Below are 23,018 nucleotides of genomic sequence, written 5' to 3'. Positions count from 1 at the left end.
GCCCGCGGGCCATTCGCCTAATGCCGACAGTTCCATGGTGCGCTCTTCCGGACTCGCGTCTCACCGGTTCACGTGAGAATTCCACCTGGTGTCACGTTGCGCGCGAAGGCCATGATGACAGCGGCCAGTCCAACGAATGCCGCACCGATGTACATCAGTGACACCGAGTGGCCCGCCGCGAAAAGCAGCCCGCCGAGAGTTGGAATGAGCACGAGCGCAAGATTCGCCAGCCCGAATCCCACGGATATCACCGTCGCCCGGATCGCCGTCGGGAAGCTTTCGGCCAAATACCTCGGAACGACGCCGTAGGTTCCTTGGACAAAGAAGGTTGCCGCGATAACACCCGTGACGAGCGCCGCAGAGCTTCCGGCGCTGGTCGCGATGACGACCATGCACAGTGCGCCCATTCCCACGCAGAAGACCATGGTCCACTTCGGTGAGACGTGGTCCGAAAGCCAGCCGAAACCCACCTGCGAGATCAGCGCGGCCCACTGCGCCGCCGCAAACACCGCAGCCGCACGAGATGCCGTGAAGCCGCCGTTCTCGGTCATGTAGAGCGGGCCGAAGATCAGCAGGATGCCGTACGTGCCGATCGCGAGGAACATGAACAGGCACATCCACCCGAAGCGAGGACCGTTCACCCGTGTCAACAGCTGGCGGTACGAACCGAAGGAGCCAACGCGCGTAGCCGGTGCCTGCTCGCGGAACCGGGCAGAGTCTCGAACATACTGAAATGCGATGACACCGAACACCGCCGGCAGGAAGGCGATCAGGAACAGGGCTCGCCAGCCTGAGGGCAACATGAAGGCCGCGATGACTCCTGCCAGCGCGTTGCCGAGCGGGTTGCCGGCCTGGGCAATGCCGACCAGCAGTCCGCGACGTCGAGGTGGAGCCTCCTCGGACAGCAGCGCGTCACCGAGCGGACCTTCTGCCAGTGCAGTGCCGGCCAGGACGCGAACGGCCGCGAACTGCGTAAACGACTGCACTACCGCGGTGAGGCCGGAGAACACGCCCGTGAAGAGCATGACACCTTGGATCGCCCGACGGCGCCCGTATCTGTCGGCCAGCGGTCCGACGACCAGGCCGGCGACGACGGCCGCGGCGAAGCCACCGGTGGTGACGTAGCCGATCGCGGCGACGCTCCAACCGGTGTCCTTCAAGATCGTGGGCAGCGCCAGGCCCAGCATGGCGTTGTCCAGGCTCACGAAGGTGTAGGCCAGGAGCACAATTGCGGTCAGAATGATCAGTGGTCGGCCGGTTACGGTAGACGCCGACACAGGACGATCTCCGCATTCCAGTGTGGTTTGAGTTGGGGACAACTCGTCGGGCATTACCATGGCACTCCTCAAGGGGTCTGGCGAATACAGCCGAATGTGAACCAAGAAACCTGCTACTTCACGACCAATCGGACTCGCGCACAGCACTGCCCGCGAGTCCGATTGCGGGCCGACCCCCCAATCCGCACGAACTGACCACAGGTCGTCAGCGACTGATCCACTGCATTCTCCCTTCTGCGGCCAGTAAAATATGTACGGTCAACTCGTTCATAATGGCAGGCCAAATTATGAGGTGTCAAGAGTTTCCAGGGTCGAACTGACACTGGGGTGGCCGCGCTCCGCGACAAGGCTGCCCGGAGCGCTCAGATCCTGCTAGAAGACCCGGATTCGTTCTCGTTCAGCCATATTCGTTGATGGTCTGCCGCGATGACGCGCGCAAGATCGGCCAATCCCGTTACGGGACGGCGATCATCAATGCTGGGAGGGCGATCCGGAGTCCTTGCGCCAAGCGTGGTCGGACGTGAAGTCCATGGGCGCCAGCTGCCGCCCAAGTTGCGTCCGGTGCTGGTATTCGTCGGGCAGGAAGTCGCTCACCGCGAGCTCGAGGGCGCGACCCTGGCGGTCGAGATAGTTGCGCTCGACGTGCAGCAACGGTGACGCCGTCGGCACGCTCAACAGTCGAGATTCGTCGACGCCGGCAGCGGTAGCGGTGATGACCTGCTCGGCCTCGGCGATATCGAAGCCATGGCTCTGGATCAGGCTGATCACGGTGATGCCGGTGACCAGCGCGGGGTCGTTCAACTCGGGCACTTCGGCCAGCGCCGCGCCAATGCGAAGTGGCAGGTACACCCGGGTGAGGCAGAACGCCTTGTCCTGGTGGCGCCGCCGGAAGATGAGGGCCCAGAGCTCGGCGAAATCCTGTCGTAGCCGGCTCGCGATCTCCGCGTCCGTAACTCGGTGCATCGGCTCGGTGAGCTCGAAGGTGGTGTCGAGCTGGAGCTGCAGCAGGTCGTCGACCGATCCGAATGAGCGGTTGTAGCGGGTCTCTCTGGGCCGCACGTAGGTGCCGCTTCCCCGGATCCGGTAGACCAGACCCTCGCTCACGAGCTCCTGATACGCGCGCCGCACGGTCTGCCGACTGAGGCCGTAGTCCCCTGCCAACGAGATCTCCGTGGGCAGTGCCCGATTCTCGAACTCCCCGCGAAAAATCCGCTCACGCAACAGCTGCGTCAGCACACGGTAACGACTTTCACCGGCACGAGGCTCCCGCATCCCGTCAGTCTTGCTTCCGTTGGACCCGGTCGGGGAATGAGGCGACATGCATCTGATCGTACTTATCTCCTGCCGTTCGACCACCCACTCGTCGCAGAAGCCGTCATGACAGCCGCCTCGTCGGCGTGGAGTTCGACCCGGCGATCTCTGCGAGCACGTTGGCCGTGTGCTCTCCAGGGGTGGGCGCCGGAGACGGCGACCCCAGTGGTGTTCGGGAGAACCGTGGGGCGGGGGCGGGCCAGTGGCCACCTCCGGGCATCGGTGCGAAGGTAGCGCGTGCGACGTTCTCCGGAGCGTTGATCGACTCTGTCATCGACAGCACCGGAGTCACACAGGCGCGGCCCTCGGGGAACGTGTCCACCCAGTGTTCGCGGCTGTGCGCGGCGAAGACTTCCGCGAGGCGCGACTTCATCTGCGGCCAGCGAGAGCGGTCGTCCTGGTCGGCGAAGAGGTCCTCGGAGGCGACACCCATCCGCTCGATGAAGTCGGCCCAGAACTTCGGCTCGACGCAACCCACGGCCACATGGCCATCGGCGCAGCGATAGACGCCGTAATAGGGAGCGGCCCCATCGAGTCTGTTGGCGGCCCGCTGATCGGACCAGTTCCCCGCAGCCAGAACCCCATACATCATCGCCATGAGGGAAGCCGAGCCGTCAACCATGGCGGCGTCGATCACCTGTCCCTGACCACTCGAGCGTGCCTCGAGGATCGCGGCCAGGACGCCCACGGCCAGCAGCATTCCTCCACCGCCCATGTCGGCCACGAGGTTCAGCGGGACCACCGGGTCTTGATCCGTGCCGATCGCGTGCAGAACTCCCGAGGAGGAGATGTAGTTGATGTCGTGTCCAGGAGACTGAGCCCATGGACCGTCCTGGCCCCAGCCGGTCATGCGCCCCACGACGATCCGCGGTTGAGCTTCCAGCAGGCGCTGCGGCCCGAGCCCGAGCCGTTCGGTGACGCCGGGCCGGAAGCCTTCCAGAACCGCATCGCAAGTTGCTGCCACGTCGAGGGCGGCCTGAATGTCTTCGGGCGACTTGAGGTTGAGACTGATCGACCGGCGGTTACGATTGAGGACCGGGTTCGGCACCTCCTCGGGTCGGTCGATCCGGATGACGTCGGCTCCGAGATCTCCCAGGAGCATTCCGCACATCGGCACGGGCCCCTTGCCGCCCAGCTCGAGCACTCGGATCCCGGCCAATGGCCCCATGCCGCTCACTGCACGTCACCGCCGATCGTGCGCTCCAGTTGTGCTGTGACCGGTTCTGCGCCGAGGTCGTCCCACCAGCAGGGGTCTCGCTTCTCGATGAAAGCGCGTTGCCCCTCCGCGAACGACGATCCGCCGAGCAGGTCGAGCTGTGCCCCGATCTCTGCCTCGAGCACCGACTCGAAGTCCTGCTGATCCTGGTGGATGATTCGCTTGGTCCACGTGTTGGCCCCCTCCCCCGCCCCGGCGAGCCTTAAGGCGAGGTCTCGCGCGACACGACGCGCGTCGCCGTCATCGGCCACGTACGTCGCCAGACCCTCGGCGACCGCCTGATCCCCATTCAGTGTCGTGTTGAGCAACAGCATCTCCTTTGCGCGCGCCGCTCCGACGCGCTGTCGTAGCACGTAGAACGCGCCGGTGTCACCAACCAGTCCGAAGCGGCCGAAGGAAGCGGCCAGACGCGCGCGCCGTCCGACCACGACGACATCGCAGGCCGCAGCCAGTGCCAGGCCGGCTCCCCAGGCGCCGCCCTCTACAGCGGCGACCAGCGGGGTCTCGCAGCCGAGGATGGCCCGGGTGATGTCCCCGGCAAGTGCCAGTCGGTGCCGTCCGGCAACCGGGTCGGCATTGAGCGTTTTGATGTCGCCGCCAGCGCAGAAGACCGCGCCGTTTCCGGCCAACAGGATGGCTCGACAACCGGGATCGGCATCGGCTTCACGGATTGCCGCTGCGAGCTCGCGGCGCAGCACCAGGTCGAGGCAGTTGCGCACCTGCAGCCGGTCGAGGAGGACGAGCCGAACGGGTCCGACATCCTTGATGGCGACCGTGCTGTATCCGGTGCCGACCGCCGCGCTCTCCGGCGCCTCGTTCATCGTCGTCGCCTCGGTCACTTGATCAGGACCAGCTCGCCGGAACGAAAGATCATGAGGCCCCGCCTGATGCCTCGACAACTTCGTCCTCCACGCGGAACCACAGCTCGCGTGCCATCGGATTGTCCATCTCCTCAGCAAGGTGACCGACCAGACCGACGGCGCGTGCCATCGTGCCGAGGCCCCGCGCCACTCGCGTGTCGAAGCCGAGCTCGCACAGCAGCGCGCCGATCGCTCCAGTGGCGTTGATCGGCAGGACTCGGTCGTACTGCGCGGACGCCTCCTCAGCCACGGCCTCCAAGAGCGCGACATAAAGGCCGCGGAATCCATGGGCCTCGGCGATCTCGAAGAGACGCGGCACTCTCGGATCGACCGGCTTGTGCACCGGATGGCCGATGCCCGCGATCGGCTTCTTCGACTCCCGCGCCTCGGTGACGATGCTCTTCGCAAGTGCCGGCACGTCGGCACTATTCGTGTCGGGTGTGATTGCGACGGAGAGGAAGTTCGCGGCGCCTTCCGTCGTGCCGACGAAAACGCTTCCCACGCCGAGAATTCCGGCGGCAACGGCACTCTGGAGCGACTCAGGTGCCCCGAGATAGGTCAGCCGAGCGGCGATTGCACTCGGAGTCATCCCGTGCTCGACCAGAGTGACGAGGAGCGAGTTGAACACCACCGACTCGTGCTCGTCGGGGAGTCTGCCCATCACCTCCAGGTATGCCATGTCGCCGAAGCCGACGTGCCCCAGTAGCTCACTGGGCAGGTCATGTCCTCGCACCACGATGCGATCTTTGGTGCTCCAGCCCATCTGGGAGGTGATGGGATTGCGCGGGCGTGCCATGGGTGTGTCCTTTCGTTGAAGCGGATTGACGGAGGAGGAGGTCAGTCCCAGGTCGCCGTGGGGAACGCAGCGGGTGTGGTCGGCCGGCCGCCGAAGAGCTGGTCGCGACCGGCGATGACGTCCTCGAGAGTGAGCGCGGCTTCCGACGGAGCCTCGATCGCACCCTGAGGTGTCCAGGTCCGCATCCACTCGATGCGCCCGCCGCCGGCGATGAAGGTCTGGCCGCTGACATCCGCGGACTCGTCGCTGGCGAGGTAGGTGACGATCGGCGCCACGTTGGACGGCCCCCAGCGGGTCGCCTTGATCTCGCCGAACGATCCCTCGGTCATGCGCGTCTTGGCCATTGGTGCGATGGCATTGACGCGTACGCCATACCGCTCAAGCTCTCTGGAGGCCACCGTGGCCATGGACGCGATGCCCGCCTTGGCAGCGGCATAGTTGATCTGCCCTGCGCTGGAGTAGAGCCCGGAGCGCGAGCTGGTCAGGACCACACTTGCCGGCTTGGCCTCACCGGTGCTCTTGAACGTCGCCCGCCACCGTTTGGCGGCAAAGTGCAGCGGCAGGAAGTGACCGCGCAGGTGCACCCGCTGGACCAGGTCCCAGTCCTGCGGAGACATGTTGAAGACCATTCGGTCGCGCAGGATCCCCGCGTTGCACACGAGGACGTCCAGATGCCCGGTGAGCTCGAAGGCCTCGGCGATCATGGCCTCGGCCTGCGTCTCATCGGCGACGTCCGCCGTGTTTGCGGATGCCTTCCAGCCTTCTGCCTGGAGCTTCTTGGCGGCCTGGTGAGCGGCCGAGGTGTCGGACCCGGTGCCGTCGCTGGCACCGCCCAGGTCGTTGATGATGACGTGGGCGCCGAGCGCGGCCATGCTCTTCGCGTACTCGAACCCGAGGCCGTTGCCGGCGCCGGTGATGAGACAGACCCTGCCGTCCATGTTGACCATGTCGTTTGATGCCTTTCGCTGAACGTTGAAGTGATGCTGGGATTGCTCTGGCTGCCGGGTCGACCGGCGACTCAACTGTCGACCCGGCGTTGGACCATTAGTGTCATGTCGCCGGACTGGACCGTGTCGCCGTGCTGATTGACGATGCGCACTGTGCGCGTCAGGATGCCCGCCGCCGGATTCTTGGTCTCTCGCATCGTCGAGACGGTGAACTCGACGTGGATCGTGTCTCCCAGAAAAATCGGCTTGCTGAACCGCCATCCATCGATGCCGAGGAAGGCGATGGCAGTTCCGTCAAAGAGTCCGGTCCGGGCGATCAGCCCGGTGGCCACCGAGAGCCCCAGCGCGCCGTGGGCAAGCGGCTGCCCGAACGGAGTGCCGGCCGCGAACTCGCGGTCGGTGTGCACGGGGTTGAAGTCACCGGAAAGCCCGGCAAACGCCGCGACGTCATACTCTCCGATCGTGCGCGCGGGAGTGACGAACTCCTGCCCGAGCTCGAAATCCTCGTAGTACTTGCCCATCAGAGTTCCTCCTGCTCGGCGAGAACCACCAGCGCGTCGAGGCCGAGCGCCCCCGATGTCTGGACCTTGAGTGGGTTGACGTCGACTCCGGCGAGTTGATCGGCGTGCTCGTAGCCGAAGCGGCTGAGCGCGGCGACTGCCTCAGCCGCAGCATCCACGTCGAGCCTCGCACCACCTCGGGCACCCTCGAGAAGCGGGAAGGCCTTCGTCTCCGCGATGAGTTCGCGGGCCTCGTCGTCGGTGAGCGGGCACACGCGAAGCGCGATGTCTCCCAGCACTTCGGCGTAGATCCCGCCGAGCCCGAAGCTGACGATGGCGCCGAAGGATGGGTCAACAGCGATGCCGCACAGCGTCTCCAGGCCATCGGTCACCATTCGGACCACCTTGACCGTCGTGCGCGTGCCGCCCACCAGCGAGCCGTGCGCGGCGCATACCTCGTGGTAGGCGACCTCGAGGGCCGCTCGATCGGCGATGCCCACGCGCACCAGCCCGGCGTCGCTCTTGTGGGCCAGGCCGTCACCGGCAGCCTTGAGGACAACGGGGTAGCCGAGCCGTTCGGCGGTTGCGACCGCGTGGGCGACGCTGCTCGCCACCTTGCTCGGGGGGAAGGAGATACCGTACTCCGTCAACGCCGCCTCGGACGACTCCTCGGACAGTGTCCCGGTGCCGGCGAGCGGAGCCACGTTCGTGGGTGTCGGCGTCGGCCGCCAGGTCCCGGTCCGCCGCAGTGATGGGATCGAGGCGTAGCGCTTGAGCGCGAGCACCGCCTTGGTTGCCGACGGGATATACGGGACGCGCACGGCGCGTAGAGTGTCGGCGGCTGGGTCTTCAAACATGCTCTCCGAGATGGCAACCGCGATGATCGGCTTGTCGAAGAGCCGCGAGACCTCGGCCAGCTTTTCGGCCATGACGTGATTGATGTGCCCGAGCTGATAGGGAAAGGGCATCACGAGAGCGTCGATCCGCTCATCCGAGATGAACACCTTGAGGGCCTCACCCACCAGTTCGGGCGAGCTGAAGATTCCGGTGGTCAGGTCGACCGGGTTGCCCACCGCGGCCAGCGGCGGCAGCAGGTCCTGCAGCTTCTGCAGGGTCGCAGTGGTGGGCGACTCGACATTGAACCCGTAGGTGCCGCACAGGTCCGCCAGGTGGGCGGCAGAGCCTCCGGAGAGACTGCAGACGCCGACATTGGCCACCTCCCGAACGGGGTACCTGTCCAGGATTCGGGCCAGGTCAACCAGTTCGTCGATGTCGTCGACACGGATGATCCCGCACTGGCGCAGGGCCGCATCGACCACGGCGTCCCGCCCTGCCAGCGCTGCGGTGTGCGTAGCGGTCGCCTGCCGGCCGGCGGCCGAGCGACCGACCTTGAGGACGATGATCTGCTTGCCGTGGTCGCGGGCAAGGGCCGCGGCCTCCATGAAGCGTCGACCGTCCCGGATACTTTCCAGCACCATGACGATCGTGTCGGTCGACGGCTCGTCGGCCAACCAGCCGAGGAAGTCAGCCGCCTGCAGGTCCGCCTCGTTGCCGGTGGAGAACCAGTAGTTGAGACCCGGGGAGCCGTGCGACTCCATCGCGTCGATGACGGCGCGACCCATGGCGCCGCCTTGGGTGATCAGCGCCGTTCGACCATCGGGCGACCACGACTCGATGTCCAGCCGGGGGGAGAACGAGATGGCACGTCGCTGGTGCATGACCAGATAACCCGGACAGTTCGGGCCGTAGATCCGCATGCCGGATTCCCGTGCGATGGCAGTCAGCTCCTGCTGGGCGGCCTCCCCGGCGTCCCCCATCTCACTGAATCCGGAGGACATGATGATCAGATACTTGACGCCTTGCGCGGCGCAGGCGCGGGCCGCCGCAAGCACCGAGTCGGCAGGGATCATGACGACGGCAAGGTCCACACTCTGCGGTAGGTCGGCCACGCTCGCGTAGCAGCGACGTCCGTCGATCTCGTCGTACTTGGGGTTGACCAGGTACAGCTCACCGTCGAACTTCCCATCCAGTAGATGCGAAGCGATGCGTCCGGGACTCTTGGCATGGTTGGGAGAAGCGCCGATGATGGCAACGGATCGCGGATCCACCAAGGGGATCAGGTCGGGGAATGACGTCACGACTTACCTTCCGCGGGAGTTGTGCTGACGAGTGACTTGCCGATGATGTGCTTCATCACTTCACTGGCACCGCCGTAGATCGTCTGCGGGCGACTGTCGCGCCACAGCTGACCGATCTGCGTCTCGGCCATGTATCCGAATCCGCCATGAAGCTGCAGGCATCGATCGACCACATGGACCTGGTTCTCCGTGCAGGCCAGCTTGACCATCGCCGCCTCGTCCACGCCCAGCTCACCCGCGTTGTGCCGGGTGATGCAGTCATCGACGAACACTCGAGCCATCCGGGTCTGCGTTGCCAGGTCCGCAAGAACGAATCTGGTGTTCTGCAGATCGGACAAGTGCTTGCGGAACGCAGCACGGTCACGGACATACTCGATCGTCAGGGCGATCGCCCGCTCGGCCGCCGCCACGGCGCCGACGGCGATCGATAGCCGCTCGCGCGGAAGATTGTCCACGAGGTGCCCAAACGCCTTGTTCTCCTGCCCCAGGAGGTTCTCGGCGGGGACCTCGACGTTGTCGAAGAAGAGCTCACTGGTGTCCTGGGCGTGCATGCCCAGCTTGTCGAGGTTGCGTCCGCGGTCGAAACCGGGCATGCCACGTTCGATGACGAGCAGCGAGAGTCCGCCGTACGGGTCGTCATCGGTCCGCACCGCGGTCACGATGATGTCGGCGTTCTGGCCGTTCGTGATAAACGTCTTCTGACCGTTCACCACGTAGCCAGTCGTTGTGCGTCGCGCGCGGGTCGAGATTCCCGACAGGTCCGACCCGGCACCGGGCTCGGTCATCGCGATCGCCGCGATGATGTCGCCGGTCACCATGCCGGGCAGCCAACGTCGCTGCTGCTCGCGCGTGCCCAGCCGCATCAGGTAGGGCACGACGATGTCGTTGTGCAGCGTGAGACCGAACCCACGCATGACGCGCGCGTTGATCTGCTCGCCGAGCACGGCATTGAAGCAGAAATCCGTGGACTCGGCGCCGCCGAACTCCTCGGGCACCTCCAGGGCCAGAAAGCCTGCGCTGCCTGCCTCTTTCCAGACCGACCGGTCGACGATCCCGTCGCGCTCGAACTCGTCCCACCGAGGGAGCACCTTGGCGTCCAGAAACCGGTCGAATGAGGTCCGGAACGTCTCGTGGTCGGGAGTCATGAGTGGGCGCTTCATCGCGCTCCTAACGTGAGGTTGATCTCAATTGTACGGCCAACTGAGTTGATAATGGCCGTATAAATTGTTGATGTCAAGGGTTCAGGAATTTCCGGATCTCGACGTGCCGAAGCCCGGCCGGAGGGACTCCTGGCCGGGCTTCAGCCGATAGCGCTGCTGCGTTCAGGGTCAGTCAGCAACCCCTGACGGCGCCACGGCGGCTTGGTGGCGCAGCAGGTCTCGCTCGATCGTCGCCGTAAAATCCTGCCCGGCGTCGTCCCGCCGCCGCGCCCACACATAGCCGGCCACGCAGCACAGAGTGATGATCCCCAGGGTGCCCAGGGTGAAGGTCTCGAAGGTCTCGCGACTCACCGACCACTGGCTGCGGAAGTCGTAGTGGAACCCCAGGGCGGACTCGATGGTGCCGGGAAAGACCGTGGTCCAGGACCCGACCAGCACCCAGGCGTAGATGAGCACGGTGCAGCCCCACAAGGTCTTCTGGCCACCGGGCACACGATACGGGCGCGGCGTCCCCGGGAAGCGGGAGCGCAGCCGCAGCACGGCGGGAAAGATGACGAGATAGCTGAGCAGCAACGTGCTCACCGCCATCGACAGCACGACGCTGAAGATTGCGGCCGTGGTGCCCTTGACCAGGACCGTCGCGGCGACCGTGAATGCCGTGGCGACGATGCCGGACAGCATGTTGACGCGCACCGGCGTCCCGAGCGTCGGGTGGAAGACGCCGAAGTATCGAGGGAAGGTCCCGTCGGCGCCGGCGATGGCCTGCACCCGGTCGGAGGCGATCATCCAGGCGCTGCCCTGGTTGAGCAGCACGAAGATGAACAGCGCCGCGGCGATCTTGACCATGGGCCCGGCAGCCGACCCGTAGACCCCGAAGACGGTCCGGATCGCGTCCATGAATCCGGCCGCGCCGGAGATCTTCGAGGTCGGCAGCACGGCCAGGATCCCGAAGACCGGCACCAGGTAGCAGAAGGCGGAGATCGTGCCCGACGTGAGGACCGAGATCGGCACGTCCTTGGCGGGGTTGCGCATCTCCTCGGCGGCGCCGTTCTGTGCCTCAAAGCCGACGACTGCGAACAGGATGATCGGTGCCGCCGACAAGAATCCGGCGGTCGTCGGCGAGAAGTCGCCGGCCCCATACCCGTGTATGCCGTGCTGCGCCGCATAGATGACGACCGTCACCACGAAGACGAGCACCATCAGGACCTTCAGGACGGCGCCGACATTGAGCAACCACTTGCCATAGCGCAGGCTGGACACAGCCGACAGGATCGCGAGCCAGATGAAGGTCAGCTTGAACGCATAGTCGCCGACCCCGCCACCGGGCATGTGCACGATGAAGGTGCTCCACGTGGCGGCCGCGAGGAAGGTCAGCGACCCGCCCAGCCAGATCGGGTTCGTCACCCAGTAGAACATCGTCGACAGCGAGGCCCAGAACCGCCCGAACGCCAGGCGAACCCACACATAAGGACCACCCTCCTGGGGGAACGAGCTGCCGAGCTCGGACATGATCAGGCCGTACGGGATCATGAACGTCAGCACGATCACCGCAGTCCAGGTGAAGGCCTGAGCCCCACCGGACGAGGCGATCTGACCGATGGTGTCGATCGAGATAGTGGCTGCGACGGTGAGCAGGATGATGTCAACTCGGCCGAGGCTCCGGTGCAGTCGATCCCCCACTCCGTCGGAGGCGCCTTCCGGCCCGGTCGGAGTGTCCGGAATCCTTGCAGGCGAGGCTTGTTCGATATCTGAGGTCATGGGATCTCTCCTCGATGGAGTAGTAGCAGTCACACTGTGCCGCAGGTCACGTCACCGGTAAAGCGCACGTTATTGGACTGCTACATCCACTTTGCCGATGCAGAGAGAACGAGACGACAACGGCCCGACACCGCGGCAGGCGTATGCCGTGGCGCCGGGCCGTGTGTCCGATCCGGTCAGCCTCGAAGAACCTCCAGATCGATCAATTGCGTTGTCTCACGAGGGAATGGCACCTCATCATTCGGCGGGAGCACCTGATCGAACTCCTCGGCGGCCCGGCGGCCGGACCAGACCGCGGCCGCAATCGCGCCGGGAGCCCAGCAGTCGCCGATGCCGCGCACGCTCGTCAGCCGACCAGCCTGCTGCGCCCCGGTGAGCTCCTGCAGCAACGAGTCCTTCGGCAGCCGTGCCGTCACGAGCACCAGTGCATCGGCGTCAACGCTGGACGTCTCACCCGTGTAGGCGCTGGCGAGCTCGACACTGCCGGCGCCGGCCGACATGAGGACCGTCTCGGTGCGGCGGGTGATGCCCTTCTCGATGAGTCGCCGCTGGATCTTGGTCACCTCGAAGGTGTGCGAGGTCCACGACGAGACCTGCGCGGCCGGGGTCACGATCGACACGTCATACCCGTCGGCGGCCAGCTGCTCGGCCACGACACCGCCCAGATAGTAGTGGTCGTCGTCGTAGACCACGACCTTCCGACCGGTCGGGCGGCGCCCCGCGAAGAGGTCCTCCGGGGTCAGCACCTGCGCGTCCGCCGCGATCGGGATCGGTGTGGTGTGCCACCGGCCGACCCCGTCATTTCGCCACTGGGACCCGGTGGCCACCAGCACGTGCTCGAAGCCGAACTCCAGAATGTCCTCGGCAGTCATCGGGCTCTCCCGGAACACCTCGACGTTCGGCATGGACTCGATCGCCAGCTCGCGGTAGTCCCGCACCCGGTTCCAGGCGGACAGCCCGGGCAGTGCCGACTCGGAGGTGACTCGCCCACCCAGGTTCCGAGTGGCCTCGATCAGCGAGACCTCATATCCGCGCACGCCGAGCGCGCGGGTCGCCTCCAGGCCGGCAGGGCCCGCGCCCACGACGAGAATCTTCGCGTCGGACTCCCGCTTTCGGATGTCCTCCGGGTGCCAGCCTCTGCGGAACTCCTCGCCCATGCTCGGGTTCTGGGTGCAGCGGATGATCGACATCGTCTGGTCGCCGGACACGCAGATGTTGCAGCCGATGCACTCGCGGATCTTCTCCAGCTGCCCGTCGCGGATCTTGTTGGGCAAGAATGGATCCGCAATGGACGGCCGGGCCGCGCCGATCAGGTCGAGGACGCCGCTCTTGATCTGACGCACCATGGCGTCCGGCGAGGTGAATCGGCCGACACCCACCACCGGCTTGCTGGTCAGCGCCTTCAACCCGGCGACGTGCTCCTCCTGGCTCCCCTCCGGGCCGAATCGCGAGGTGAGCGAGTCACTCTCCCACGAGCCCATGGCAAAGTCCCACAGGTCGGGGAGCTCGCCCAGTGACCCGAGCACCTCCTGGATGTCGTCCCGGCCGATGCCGGCGGGACCGTAGTCCTCGTCGACAGCGATGCGGCACGCGACCGCGCCCCGCCCGCCCACTTCGTCGACGGTGTCCTCGAGGATCTCCCGCAGCAGCCGCATCCGGTTCTGCACCGAGCCGCCGTATTCGTCGGTGCGGGTGTTGTACTTCGGCGACAGGAAGTGGTTGATCACGCTGTAGCCGTGCGCCGCATACACATAGACCAGGTCGTAGCCGGCCTGCAACGACCGGCGAACGGCGTTGCGGTGCCAGCGCCGCAGGTCGACGATGTCCTGCTTGGTCATCGCGCGCGCCTGGACCGGGTCGATGGAGTCGGGGGCCACCGGCAGGTGCGACGGCCCCATGGGGATCTCGCGACTGTAGAGGTTCGGGGCGTTCATCCCGTTGTGTGCCAGCTCGATCCCGGCGATCGCACCACCCTCGTGGATGGCATCGGCGATGCGTGCCAGCGCGGGCAGATCCTGGTCGTCCCAGATCCGCAGCTCGATGAACGGGGTGATGTCGGAGGTCGGGTGGATCTCGACCTGCTCGGTGCAGACGACCGACCAGCCGCCTTCAGCCTTGACCTTGCGCATTGCCGCCTGGGCGCTCGGATCGCGGTATCCCATGCCGTTGCAGTGCGGCACCTGATAGAACCGGTTCTTCGTGGTGAGCGGCCCGATCTTGACCGGTTCGAAGAGAATGTCGTAGCGCGGCTCACGCGTGGTCATGGTGTCTCCTTCGGGAGGGCGGGGGGAACCTGGTGTGCGAATCGGTCGATTGCCGTCCATGCCAGTGCGGTCGACCCATCGAGGACCGCACGGTCCGCGTCCGGGCCCACGCAGTGGTCGGCGAACTCACGCTGGTGGTTGAGCGCGGGCAGCGAGCCGATGCCGATGAAGGGATGGATGGCGGGCACGACCTGCGACACGTTCGCCATGTCCGTCGACGAGCGGTTCATCCTGGCCGCGTCATCCCCCGTGGCAAAAGTCCTACCGAGCGCCTTCGCATTCTTTCGGTAGAGGTCCAGCGTCCCCTCGTCGGTGCGGAAGTCGCAGTAGGGCTTGCTCTCCGGCTCGATGCTCAGGGTGCAACCGGTGGCCTGCGCACCGGCCTCGAAGCAGCGCCACACGCGCTGCTCGGTCTCCTCAAGCTGCGCCATGGTCTCCGCTCGCACATACCACCGGCCCTCGGTGCGCTCCGGTATGGCGTTGGGAGCCTCGCCTGCCCGGGTCACCACGCCGTGCACCCGCACCGACGGCGGCAGCTGCTGGCGCAGCAGGCCGATCGCGACCTCCGCGATCGTGAAGGCATCGGCGGCATTGACGCCGTGCTCCGGGTAGGCGGCGGCATGAGCGGCCTTGCCCTGGAAGGTCACTCGCGAGTGGGAGACCGCAAAGGGGCGTGCCTCGGCGATGTCGACCGGTGCGGGATGCGCCATCATCGCCAGGTCCAGCCCGGTGAACGCGCCTCGGTCCAGCAGCTCGATCTTGCCGCCACCGCCCTCCTCGGCCGGGGTACCGTAGACCTCGACGGTCAGGTCGAGCCGTGCTGCGACCCGCGCCAACGCGATGGCTGCGCCGACCGACATCGCCGAGATCAGGTTGTGTCCGCACGCGTGCCCGAGCCCCGGCAGGGCGTCATACTCGGCGCACAGCCCGACCCGGACCGCGCCGGTGCCGAAGGTCGCGTGGAAGGCCGTGTCAAGGCCGAGATAGCGCTCGATCACGGCGAATCCGGAATCACGCAGGAAGCCCGACACCAGCGCGCACGAGCGGTGCTCCTGCCAGGCCGTCTCGGGGTCGGCGTGCAGCGCCGCGGCCAGCCCGATCAGGTCGGTCGACCGGTCCTGCACCACCGAGCCCGCTTCCGCCTTCAGGTCAGTTGTCACCGGGCACCCCGTAGGACGGCGCGCCATCCGGGTGCAGCGCGCGGGTCACGTAGTCGTCCGCCTGCGGCTTCCACACCTGCCAGACCCGCGCGAGGTCACCGATCGGGTCATCACTCCAGTCGACTCGCAGGTCGGTGACCGGCCAGGACACCGTGTCGACGATCAGCATGCCGCAGGAGCGGACCGGCCCTTCCTCGCCGCCGGCGTCCACCGCGGCGTGCAACGCAGCGAGCAACCGGTCCCCCAGGTGCTGGTCCGGCACCGCGGTGAAGGCCTCCACCATCGCTGCTGGCACCCGATCGGATGCGAGTAGGTTGCCGGCGGCCACGATCCCCTCGCCTCGAGCGCTGGAGTGCCGGCCGAGCACCTGTCGACCGGAGTAGGCAGCCCCGTCGCCGTCGGCGCCGATGACGGTGAGCTGCCGAAAGTCCGCGTGCGCCGCGCCGGCCACCACTCGGTCCAGCGCGGCTGGTGCGTCAAGCCCGTCATCGAGGGCGTCGAGCAGGGCCGGGCCGAGGGTCGGGTCGGTGATGTTCTGACTGCACGCCGCCCCGACACCCGCCCGCACATACGCGCACCGCGCCGCGACGGCCGGGCTGGACGAGGAGACGACGACGCCGAGCATGCCGGTGTGCGCGCATCGGGCGGCGACGGAGAAGGTCACGGGATCACCGCCGTGACCGCGACCTCCACCAGCCACTCCGGCCGGGCGAGAGCTGTCACGACCAGCCCCGTGGATACGTAGTACACGCCCTTGAAGCGTTCGCCGAGCTCGCGGTATACGGCCTCGCGGTAACGAATGTCGGTCAGGTAGATCGTGGCGCTGACCAGGTGCTCGGGCGCCGCCCCGGACTCCTGCAACAGGAGCAGGATATTGTCCGCGACCTTGCGCGCCTGCCCGTCGATGTCACCGACGGCGGCGTTCTCGCGGCTGTCCAGGTCCTGGGCCACCTGGCCACGCACGTAGACCGTGTTGCCGGCGACGACCGCCTGGCACAGGTCGTTGGACAGGTCCTGCTCCGGATAGGTGTCCGCGGTGTTGAACGGTCGGATGCGGGTGTGCCCGCCGACGACGATGGAGTCACTCATGATTCACTTCCGATCCAGGTCTTCATCTTGTCGACCTTCCTTTCTCGGGTCCAGCAGAGGTCTTGCGATACCGGGTTCTGGCCGACTGTCAGCCGTGGTGGTACCAGGTGGTCTTCAGTCCGGTGAATTTGTCGAGCGCGTGCAGGGACAGGTCGCGCCCGAAGCCGGACTGCCCGAAGCCGCCGAAGGGCGTCAGCACGTCGAGCATGTCGACGGTGTTGATCGATACCGTGCCCGCGTGCAACCGGTCAGCCACGCGGTGCGTGCGAGCGACGCTGTCCGACCACACCGATGCCGCCAGACCGTATGCCGTGTCGTCGGCGATCGCGAGCGCCTCCCGCTCGTCGTCGAAGCCGAAGACGGCCAGCACCGGTCCGAAGATCTCCTCCTGCGCGATCCGCGCATCACGTGGGACGTCGTCGAAGATGGTCGGCTGCAGGAAGCAGGGCGAGGGTGTGCCGGGTGCGCGGCCGCCTCCGATCAGGGTGCGCGACGTGCGCGCGCCGTCCGCCAAGAGCTCGAGCACCCGGGACGCCTGCTGGTCGCTGACCAGCGGCCCCATCGTTGACGCCGGGTCGAGCGGATCACCGAGGACGATCCCGCGAGCACGCTCGACCACCTTGTCCAACAGCTCGTCCTTGATGGACCGCTGGACGACCAGGCGGGAGTTCGCCGAGCAGACCTGCCCCTGATTGCTGAAGATCCCCGCGCAGACCCCCTCGGCCGCGGCGTCGAGGTCGGCGGTGTCGGCAAAGACGAGATTCGCGCTCTTTCCGCCGCACTCGAGCCAGACCTGCTTCATGTTCGACTCCGCGGCGTAGCCGAGAAAGAGCTTGCCGACGGCGGTCGAGCCGGTGAACGTCAGCACGTCCACGTCCTGGTGCAGACCGAGCGCCCGTCCGGCCACCGGTCCGTCGCCTGGTACGACGTTCAGCACCCCATCCGGCAGACCCGCCTCCACGGCCAGCTCGGCGACCCGCAGCGCGGACAGCGGTGACTCCTCGGCCGGCTTGAGGACGACGCTGTTGCCGGTCGCGAGCGCCGGCGCGAGCTTCCAGATCGCCATCTCCAGGGGGAAGTTCCACGGCACGACCGCGCCGACGACGCCGAGCGGCACGCGGGTGACCAGCGCCAGGGCATCCGGGCCGGTTGGGGCGATCTCGCCGTAGACCTTGTCGATCGCCTCGGCATACCACCGCACGATCGCCGCGCTGCCGGGCACGTCCCCGGTCGTGGTGTCGGTGATCAGCTTGCCGGCGTCGAGGCTGTCCAGCAGCGCAAGCTCGTCCGCATGCTCGAGGATCAGGGCGGCCCACCGCTGCAGCACCACCTTGCGCTCCGCCGGGGATCGCCTGGACCACCGGCCGTCCTCAAAGGCGCGCCGTGCGGCCGCGACTGCACGGTCGACGTCGCGCTCATCGCAATCGGCGATCTGCGCCAGCTCCTGCCCGGTGGCCGGATTGACGGTCGCCCGTGTCTGTCCATCCGCCGATGGCGTGGCCTGTCCGTCGATGAAAGCATGCGTGCGAAACACCAGTTGCTTCGCCCGAGTGTGCCAGTCGACCGGGGTGTCCGTGATCGTCATACTGTGACCCTGCCTGTCGCTCGCAGCCGATGGTTCTGCCGGTGGCACGTGCCACCCAGACCACTATGCCGTCGCCGCGACCATCTGGCTAACAGAGGTTTGCGAAGGGTTGCATCTATTTAGTTGATGACCGAATTCGCGCCCGCGGTCCGACGGTCCGGGATCTGCTCAATCGATGACCCCCTTCGGTTTATCGCACGCACCAGGCCCTTCCGCCTGGCGGTGCCGTACCCCACAGTGTGATCTACACCGCATACCTGGAGGTCCCCATGCCACACTCTGCGCCCCCCCTCTTCGCCATCGAACGCGAGACCATCGGCGCCATCCCGCAAGACCAGCGGCATGGGAGACCGAAGGAGCTGTTCGCGATCTGGTTCGGCATGAACATGACGCCGCTCACGGGGTCACTGGTGCTCTTGCCACCACGTCACTGGGCCTGTCCCTCTGGTGGTCGCTCGTCGCCGTCGTGATCGGCCGTGCTGTCGGCGGCATCGGCATGGCGCTGCACTCCGCGCAGGGCCCGCAGCTCGGTGTGCCCCAGATGCTGCAGGCGCGAGGTCAGTTCGGCAGCTATGGTGCGGCCATCATCGTGGTCGTGGCGGCCGTGATGTTCGTCGGCTACTTCTCGTCCAACCTGCTCGTCGCGCAACAGTCGGTGCACGGCATCGCCAAGGGGGCCAACGGCGACGTCGTGCTCGTCCTGGCCACCGTCTTCAGCCTGGTCGTGGCCGCGTTCGGGTATCGGCTGATCCGCGCCTTCACGGCGTGGAGCACGTATGTCGTGGGCGGGCTCGTCATCGTCTCCTTCGTCACGCTTCTCCTCAAGGGGGACGTCTTCTCCCAGCTGAGCAGGGGCGGCTTCACGCTGTCCGGCTTCGCCGCCATGGTCGCCATCGGGGTGGTGTGGCAGCTGACCTATGCGCCCTACGTGTCGGACTACTCGCGATATCTCCCCGCGAACTCGGGCACGTCCGGCGCGTTCTGGGGCTCGTACCTCGGCTGTGTCGTCAGCAGCGGTCTGCTGATGATCCTGGGTGCGGTGGTCGGGCTCGCGAGCACGGACTCCGACACCATGGGCGGGCTGCGGGGACTGCTGGGCACGGTCCTCGGCATCATCGTGCTGGCCGGGTTCGCGATCGCCGCGGCAACCGGCAACTCGGTGAACGCCTACTGCAGCGTGCTGTGCGTGCTGACCCTGCTTGAGACGTTCCACAAGGGATGGCAGCCGCGCACCCGGGCACGGCTGGTGGCCACCGTGATCATGCACGTGCTCGGCTTGGGCATCGCGCTCATCGCGGCCAGCAGCTTTGCGACGTCCTACTTCAACTTCCTCAGCATCCTTCTCTACGTGCTCATTCCGTGGTCCGCGATCAATCTGGTCGACTACTACCTGGTCCGTCACGCGGACTACGCCGTAGACGACTTCTTCGCTGCCGATGGCGGGCGCTACGGGCGCTACAACCCGGGTGCCCTCATCGTCTTCGTGGTCGGGGTGCTCGTGCAGCTGCCGTTCATGGACACCAGCTTGTATGTGGGCCCGATCGCCTCGGCGATGGGCGGCGTCGACCTCGCGTGGCTCGTCGGTCTTGCCTTCAGCGCGCTCGCCTATCTCGCGATCGCCCGGCTGCGTCCGGCACTGGTCCGGCTGCACCCTGAGCCGACGCCCACCCCGAAGGACACTCGTGTGCAGGAGGTCCAGCGATGACCACCGCCGATCTGGTCTTTCATAATGGAGTGGTCCATCCGATCGATCCGGCGCTGTCGGCCACCGATGCCCTCGCGGTGCGAGATGACCGGATCGTGGCACTTGGTGACGACGCGGTTGCCCTCAAGGGAGCGCACACCGAGCTGATCGATCTGGCTGGTGGCGCGTTGCTGCCCGGCTTCCAGGATGCGCACATCCACGCCGTGGCCGGTGGCCTCCAGCGACTCGGCTGCAACCTGGAGGACGTCCATTCCCTGGACGACTACCGCTCCCTGATCGCAGCCCATGCGCAGCAGCATCCCGACGACGAGTGGCTCGCGGGAGCCGGTTGGTACGGCGATGTGTTCGAGGGTGGCTACCCGCACCGGAAGGAGCTCGATCAGATCGCCCCTGGGCGCGCGATGGTGATCGTCAGCCACGACGCCCACGGTGCATGGGCGAGCTCGGAGGCGTTGCGGCGTGCCGGCATCAACCGGCATACTCCCGACCCCGACGGTGGCCGCATTGTGCGCGACGCAGCCGGTGAACCGACCGGAATGCTGATCGAGAGTGCCGCCGATCTGGTCACCGAGTTCCTCCCCGAGCCGGACGAGGCGCAGCTGACCGCCGCGCTCTTGGAGGCACAGCGCTACCTGCACGGGCTGGGGATCACCGCGTGGCAGGATGCCGCCGTCGGCGCGGCGCTCGCCATCCCGGACACCTTTGAGACCTACCGGACGGCCGCCGCGACCGGCCGGCTGACTGCCCGAGTGACCGGCGCGCTGTGGTGGGATCGTGTGGCCGGCATGGATCAGGTCGACTTCCTGCGCGAGCGACGTGCCGCGGCGTGCACCGGGAACTTCCGGGCGACGGCGGTCAAGATCATGCAGGACGGGGTCTGTGAAAACCTCACGGCCGCGGTCTTCCAGGCCTACCAAGGGCATGAGCACGAGCACGGGCTCAGCTTCATCGAGCCCGATGAGCTCGCCACGATCGTGCGGCGACTGGACGCCGAGCGGTTCGACCTGCATCTGCACGCGGTCGGCGACCGCGCGGTGCACGAGTGCCTCGACGCGACCGCGTCGCGCGACGGTGCAGCCGGGGGCCCGGCTGCGTGGGACCCACGCCACCAGATCGCGCACATCGACCTGATCCGCCGTGACGACGTCATGCGGATGCGCGAGCTCGGTGTCATCGCGAACCTGCAGCCGCTGTGGGCCAGGGAGGACAGGGTCCTGGTCGAGACCAAGCTGCCCTATCTCAGCGAGGACCAGCAGGGTCGCCATTTCGCTTTCCGCAGCCTGCACGGCGCCGGGGTGCGCATCGCCCTCGGATCGGACTGGCCCGTGTCGAGTCCCGATCCGCTGTGGGGCATTCACACGGCAGTCAATCGGACGGCGCCCGCGGGCGACCCGCATGCTCACGACGACCATGCCCAGCACGTGCCGCTGCTTGCCTCCGAGTCGATCGACCTCGCCACTGCACTGCACGGCTACACGCAGGGCGCTGCCTACGCGAACCGGCTGGATGACTGCACGGGCACCCTGCGGCCCGGGAGCCTGGCCGATCTCGTGCTGCTGGACCAGGATCCGTATGCCGTGCCATCGGCACAGCTCGGGTCGCTCAAGGTGCGTGCCACCCTGGTCGGCGGCCAGGTCGTCCACGACGCAATGTGAGCCGTGATTACAGTCACCTGACTAACGCTGATTCGATACGGGCTCGCAGGCTCGACGCGCAAACGGCCACCCGCCAGTGATTTCGGTACAGGCTCCCAAGCTCGCCCTACTCAATCCAAGGGCTGGGCGGTCCAGCGGACGACCATCCCGCTGGCCGCTGGTTGAGCCGGCGAGCGCGAAGCGCGAAGCGCGTCGAAACCCGGTGACACACAACGAATCATGGCTCGTCGACCTGGTGATAGGCGCACCTCCCCCTTGGGAGGATCAGGCGCTTTGTGCGTGGTCCGGTGGGGACCCGGGCCCGTAGGTCATCCGGGGGCAGCGGTCGGGTGAGCATCCGCCCGGGCACCAGGTCCCACACGACGTTGGTGTCGCCGATCTCCCCCGCCTCGCTTCGCTGCGTGCGGGCGGTACCCCCACCCAGGGCGTCCGCGCGGCGCTTACCCGGCGACCGCTGATCCACCCCGTGCGTGCGAGCCGGCTTCCCATCCACCGTCGTGGCGTCCTCCGGCACCACATCTCCGTCACTGGTGGTGCCCGGTCGTGGTTTCGCCAGCGCTTCGATCGCGTGCGCGAAGACCGCCGCATCACCGGGTGACAAGTCCGCTCTCACCCGGGTCATCCCCCGGGCAGCTCGACCCAGGACAGCGACTCGTGTTTGCGGGCCGCCACCTCATCGGTGGGGGCCTGGTCCCCGCCGTAGGCGGCGATGATCTCCTTCGACAAGTCCCGCAACACGCCCGTCGGGCAGTGGTCCGCCAACGCCAGGTAATACCCGAGCAGCTGTTCCCACGACGCGTCCGGCAACACGGCACGCACCCGCCTGGCCTCCCGCACGCTGGCGTGCACGCCACGCACCGTGACCCGACCCGCCACCAGGATCCCCCGCAGGCACGCGTTGGCCGGATCCGTGATGATCCGCGCGACCTGCACCACCCGGGACGCCTGACCCGGCTCCAGACAGGGCGCCATATCCGTCAACCACTGCACCGGAGACCCCGCATCCGACGCGTCGATCACCCCGCGGGTGATCGCATCCGCGAGGACGAACACCTGCGCCCGCTCCGCGGACTCGGCGACCTGCAACAGGTCACCCATCGTGCCGGTCAGCTGCCCATCACCCAACTGGTAGGCCGCTCCTGCGACTCTCATCACCGCGGGGGCAAGGTGCGTCACCTGTTCGGCCGCCTCCGGGCCGACCCCCGGAGGCACGGCGTCCCCCTCGCCGGTGCCACTGCACCCCGGGCCGGCCAACACTCCCGCATCCGCCGAGGACCGATACTCCGACAGATCGATCGGGCACACCCTGGCATCCAACGCCTCCCGCGCTGCCCTCGTGAAGACTTCCCCACCACCCATACTCGATCATACGCCCTATCGAACACATGTGTCAAGATCGCAGATCGCACAACAGCCGGGCTGGGTCATCCACGTCACTTCGGCTCCCCTCTGTTGTCAACCGGCGTTCGTCAGGTCCCGTTCGTGTTGGGGCTCGTTGGGTGAGCTGGGGCGGCGTAGCGTCGGGTCAGCGGGTCCGGGAAGTGGCTGATCCGAAGAGTCGATGATCGGGTGGAAGTCGGCCGCGCTGGATTTGAGT

Annotated in this window: 19 protein-coding genes; 2 read left to right on the top strand and 17 right to left on the bottom strand. The window is 66.8% G+C overall.

Features of this window, described 5'->3' with window-relative positions; translation table 11 throughout:
• Positions 1-68 precede the first annotated feature (68 nt).
• The 15 genes from FGL98_RS15460 to FGL98_RS15390 all read right to left on the bottom strand — a co-directional run bounded on the left by FGL98_RS15460 (position 69) and on the right by FGL98_RS15390 (position 18,061).
• Positions 69-1,277 carry an MFS transporter gene (locus tag FGL98_RS15460; protein ID WP_186526193.1) on the bottom strand — a complete coding sequence of 403 codons (1,209 nt, stop codon included), beginning with the start codon at positions 1,275-1,277 and terminating at the stop codon, positions 69-71.
• 471 nt (positions 1,278-1,748) lie between these two features.
• A complete protein-coding gene (locus FGL98_RS15455; RefSeq protein ID WP_146318046.1) occupies positions 1,749-2,597 on the bottom strand; it encodes a GntR family transcriptional regulator in 849 nt (282 codons plus the stop codon).
• A gap of 55 nt (positions 2,598-2,652) precedes the next feature.
• A complete protein-coding gene (locus FGL98_RS15450; RefSeq protein WP_146318170.1) occupies positions 2,653-3,756 on the bottom strand; it encodes a CaiB/BaiF CoA transferase family protein in 1,104 nt (367 codons plus the stop codon).
• 5 nt (positions 3,757-3,761) lie between these two features.
• Positions 3,762-4,625: an enoyl-CoA hydratase/isomerase family protein gene (locus FGL98_RS15445; RefSeq protein ID WP_222432204.1), complete on the bottom strand. Its 864-nt coding sequence runs from the start codon at positions 4,623-4,625 to the stop codon at positions 3,762-3,764.
• Between the two features lie 49 nt (positions 4,626-4,674).
• Positions 4,675-5,460: a citryl-CoA lyase gene (locus FGL98_RS15440; protein ID WP_146318042.1), complete on the bottom strand. Its 786-nt coding sequence runs from the start codon at positions 5,458-5,460 to the stop codon at positions 4,675-4,677.
• 41 nt (positions 5,461-5,501) lie between these two features.
• On the bottom strand, positions 5,502-6,407 hold the full coding sequence (locus FGL98_RS15435; RefSeq protein WP_146318040.1) for an SDR family NAD(P)-dependent oxidoreductase: 906 nt from the start codon (positions 6,405-6,407) through the stop codon (positions 5,502-5,504).
• Between the two features lie 71 nt (positions 6,408-6,478).
• Complete coding sequence (locus tag FGL98_RS15430) at positions 6,479-6,928, bottom strand: MaoC/PaaZ C-terminal domain-containing protein (RefSeq protein ID WP_146318038.1); 450 nt, start codon at positions 6,926-6,928, stop codon at positions 6,479-6,481.
• Complete coding sequence (locus tag FGL98_RS15425) at positions 6,928-9,045, bottom strand: acetate--CoA ligase family protein (protein ID WP_146318036.1); 2,118 nt, start codon at positions 9,043-9,045, stop codon at positions 6,928-6,930. The genes FGL98_RS15430 and FGL98_RS15425 overlap by 1 nt, the downstream gene beginning before the upstream one ends.
• Complete coding sequence (locus FGL98_RS15420) at positions 9,042-10,205, bottom strand: acyl-CoA dehydrogenase family protein (RefSeq protein ID WP_146318034.1); 1,164 nt, start codon at positions 10,203-10,205, stop codon at positions 9,042-9,044. Before FGL98_RS15420 ends, FGL98_RS15425 begins: the two co-directional genes overlap by 4 nt.
• Positions 10,206-10,373: 168 nt before the next feature.
• Complete coding sequence (locus FGL98_RS15415; protein WP_146318032.1) at positions 10,374-11,963, bottom strand: APC family permease; 1,590 nt, start codon at positions 11,961-11,963, stop codon at positions 10,374-10,376.
• A gap of 176 nt (positions 11,964-12,139) precedes the next feature.
• Positions 12,140-14,227: an oxidoreductase gene (locus FGL98_RS15410; RefSeq protein WP_146318030.1), complete on the bottom strand. Its 2,088-nt coding sequence runs from the start codon at positions 14,225-14,227 to the stop codon at positions 12,140-12,142.
• Positions 14,224-15,387, bottom strand: coding sequence for a M20 family metallopeptidase (locus tag FGL98_RS15405; RefSeq protein WP_246136577.1), 1,164 nt, complete (start codon positions 15,385-15,387; stop codon positions 14,224-14,226). Before FGL98_RS15405 ends, FGL98_RS15410 begins: the two co-directional genes overlap by 4 nt.
• Entirely contained in the window at positions 15,377-16,051 is a 675-nt protein-coding gene (locus FGL98_RS15400) for a DUF1028 domain-containing protein (RefSeq protein ID WP_146318026.1), read from the bottom strand. The genes FGL98_RS15405 and FGL98_RS15400 overlap by 11 nt, the downstream gene beginning before the upstream one ends.
• Positions 16,048-16,476, bottom strand: coding sequence for a RidA family protein (locus tag FGL98_RS15395; RefSeq protein ID WP_146318024.1), 429 nt, complete (start codon positions 16,474-16,476; stop codon positions 16,048-16,050). Before FGL98_RS15395 ends, FGL98_RS15400 begins: the two co-directional genes overlap by 4 nt.
• An 88-nt stretch (positions 16,477-16,564) precedes the next feature.
• The gene (locus FGL98_RS15390) at positions 16,565-18,061 is read right to left on the bottom strand and encodes an aldehyde dehydrogenase (RefSeq protein WP_146318021.1); all 1,497 of its coding nucleotides are present in this window, start codon (positions 18,059-18,061) and stop codon (positions 16,565-16,567) included.
• Positions 18,062-18,236: 175 nt separating this feature from the next.
• Here FGL98_RS15390 and FGL98_RS15385 point away from each other — a divergent pair, with 175 nt between their 5' ends.
• On the top strand, positions 18,237-19,766 hold the full coding sequence (locus tag FGL98_RS15385) for a purine-cytosine permease family protein (protein ID WP_246136576.1): 1,530 nt from the start codon (positions 18,237-18,239) through the stop codon (positions 19,764-19,766).
• Complete coding sequence (locus FGL98_RS15380; RefSeq protein WP_146318019.1) at positions 19,763-21,421, top strand: amidohydrolase; 1,659 nt, start codon at positions 19,763-19,765, stop codon at positions 21,419-21,421. Before FGL98_RS15385 ends, FGL98_RS15380 begins: the two co-directional genes overlap by 4 nt.
• A 217-nt stretch (positions 21,422-21,638) precedes the next feature.
• Here the strand turns inward: FGL98_RS15380 and FGL98_RS15375 are convergent, their stop codons facing one another.
• Together FGL98_RS15375 and FGL98_RS15370 are read right to left on the bottom strand one after the other, a co-directional pair.
• A complete protein-coding gene (locus tag FGL98_RS15375) occupies positions 21,639-22,034 on the bottom strand; it encodes a hypothetical protein (protein WP_146318017.1) in 396 nt (131 codons plus the stop codon).
• 5 nt (positions 22,035-22,039) lie between these two features.
• On the bottom strand, positions 22,040-22,780 hold the full coding sequence (locus FGL98_RS15370; protein ID WP_146318015.1) for an alpha-E domain-containing protein: 741 nt from the start codon (positions 22,778-22,780) through the stop codon (positions 22,040-22,042).
• Positions 22,781-23,018: the final 238 nt, after the last annotated feature.

Origin of the sequence: Leekyejoonella antrihumi (assembly GCF_007845645.1) — a bacterium.
Taxonomy (GTDB): Bacteria; Actinomycetota; Actinomycetes; order Actinomycetales; family Dermatophilaceae; genus Leekyejoonella; species Leekyejoonella antrihumi.
Note: the sequence above shows the minus strand (reverse complement) of the source record. Positions and strands in the feature narration are given on the sequence as shown.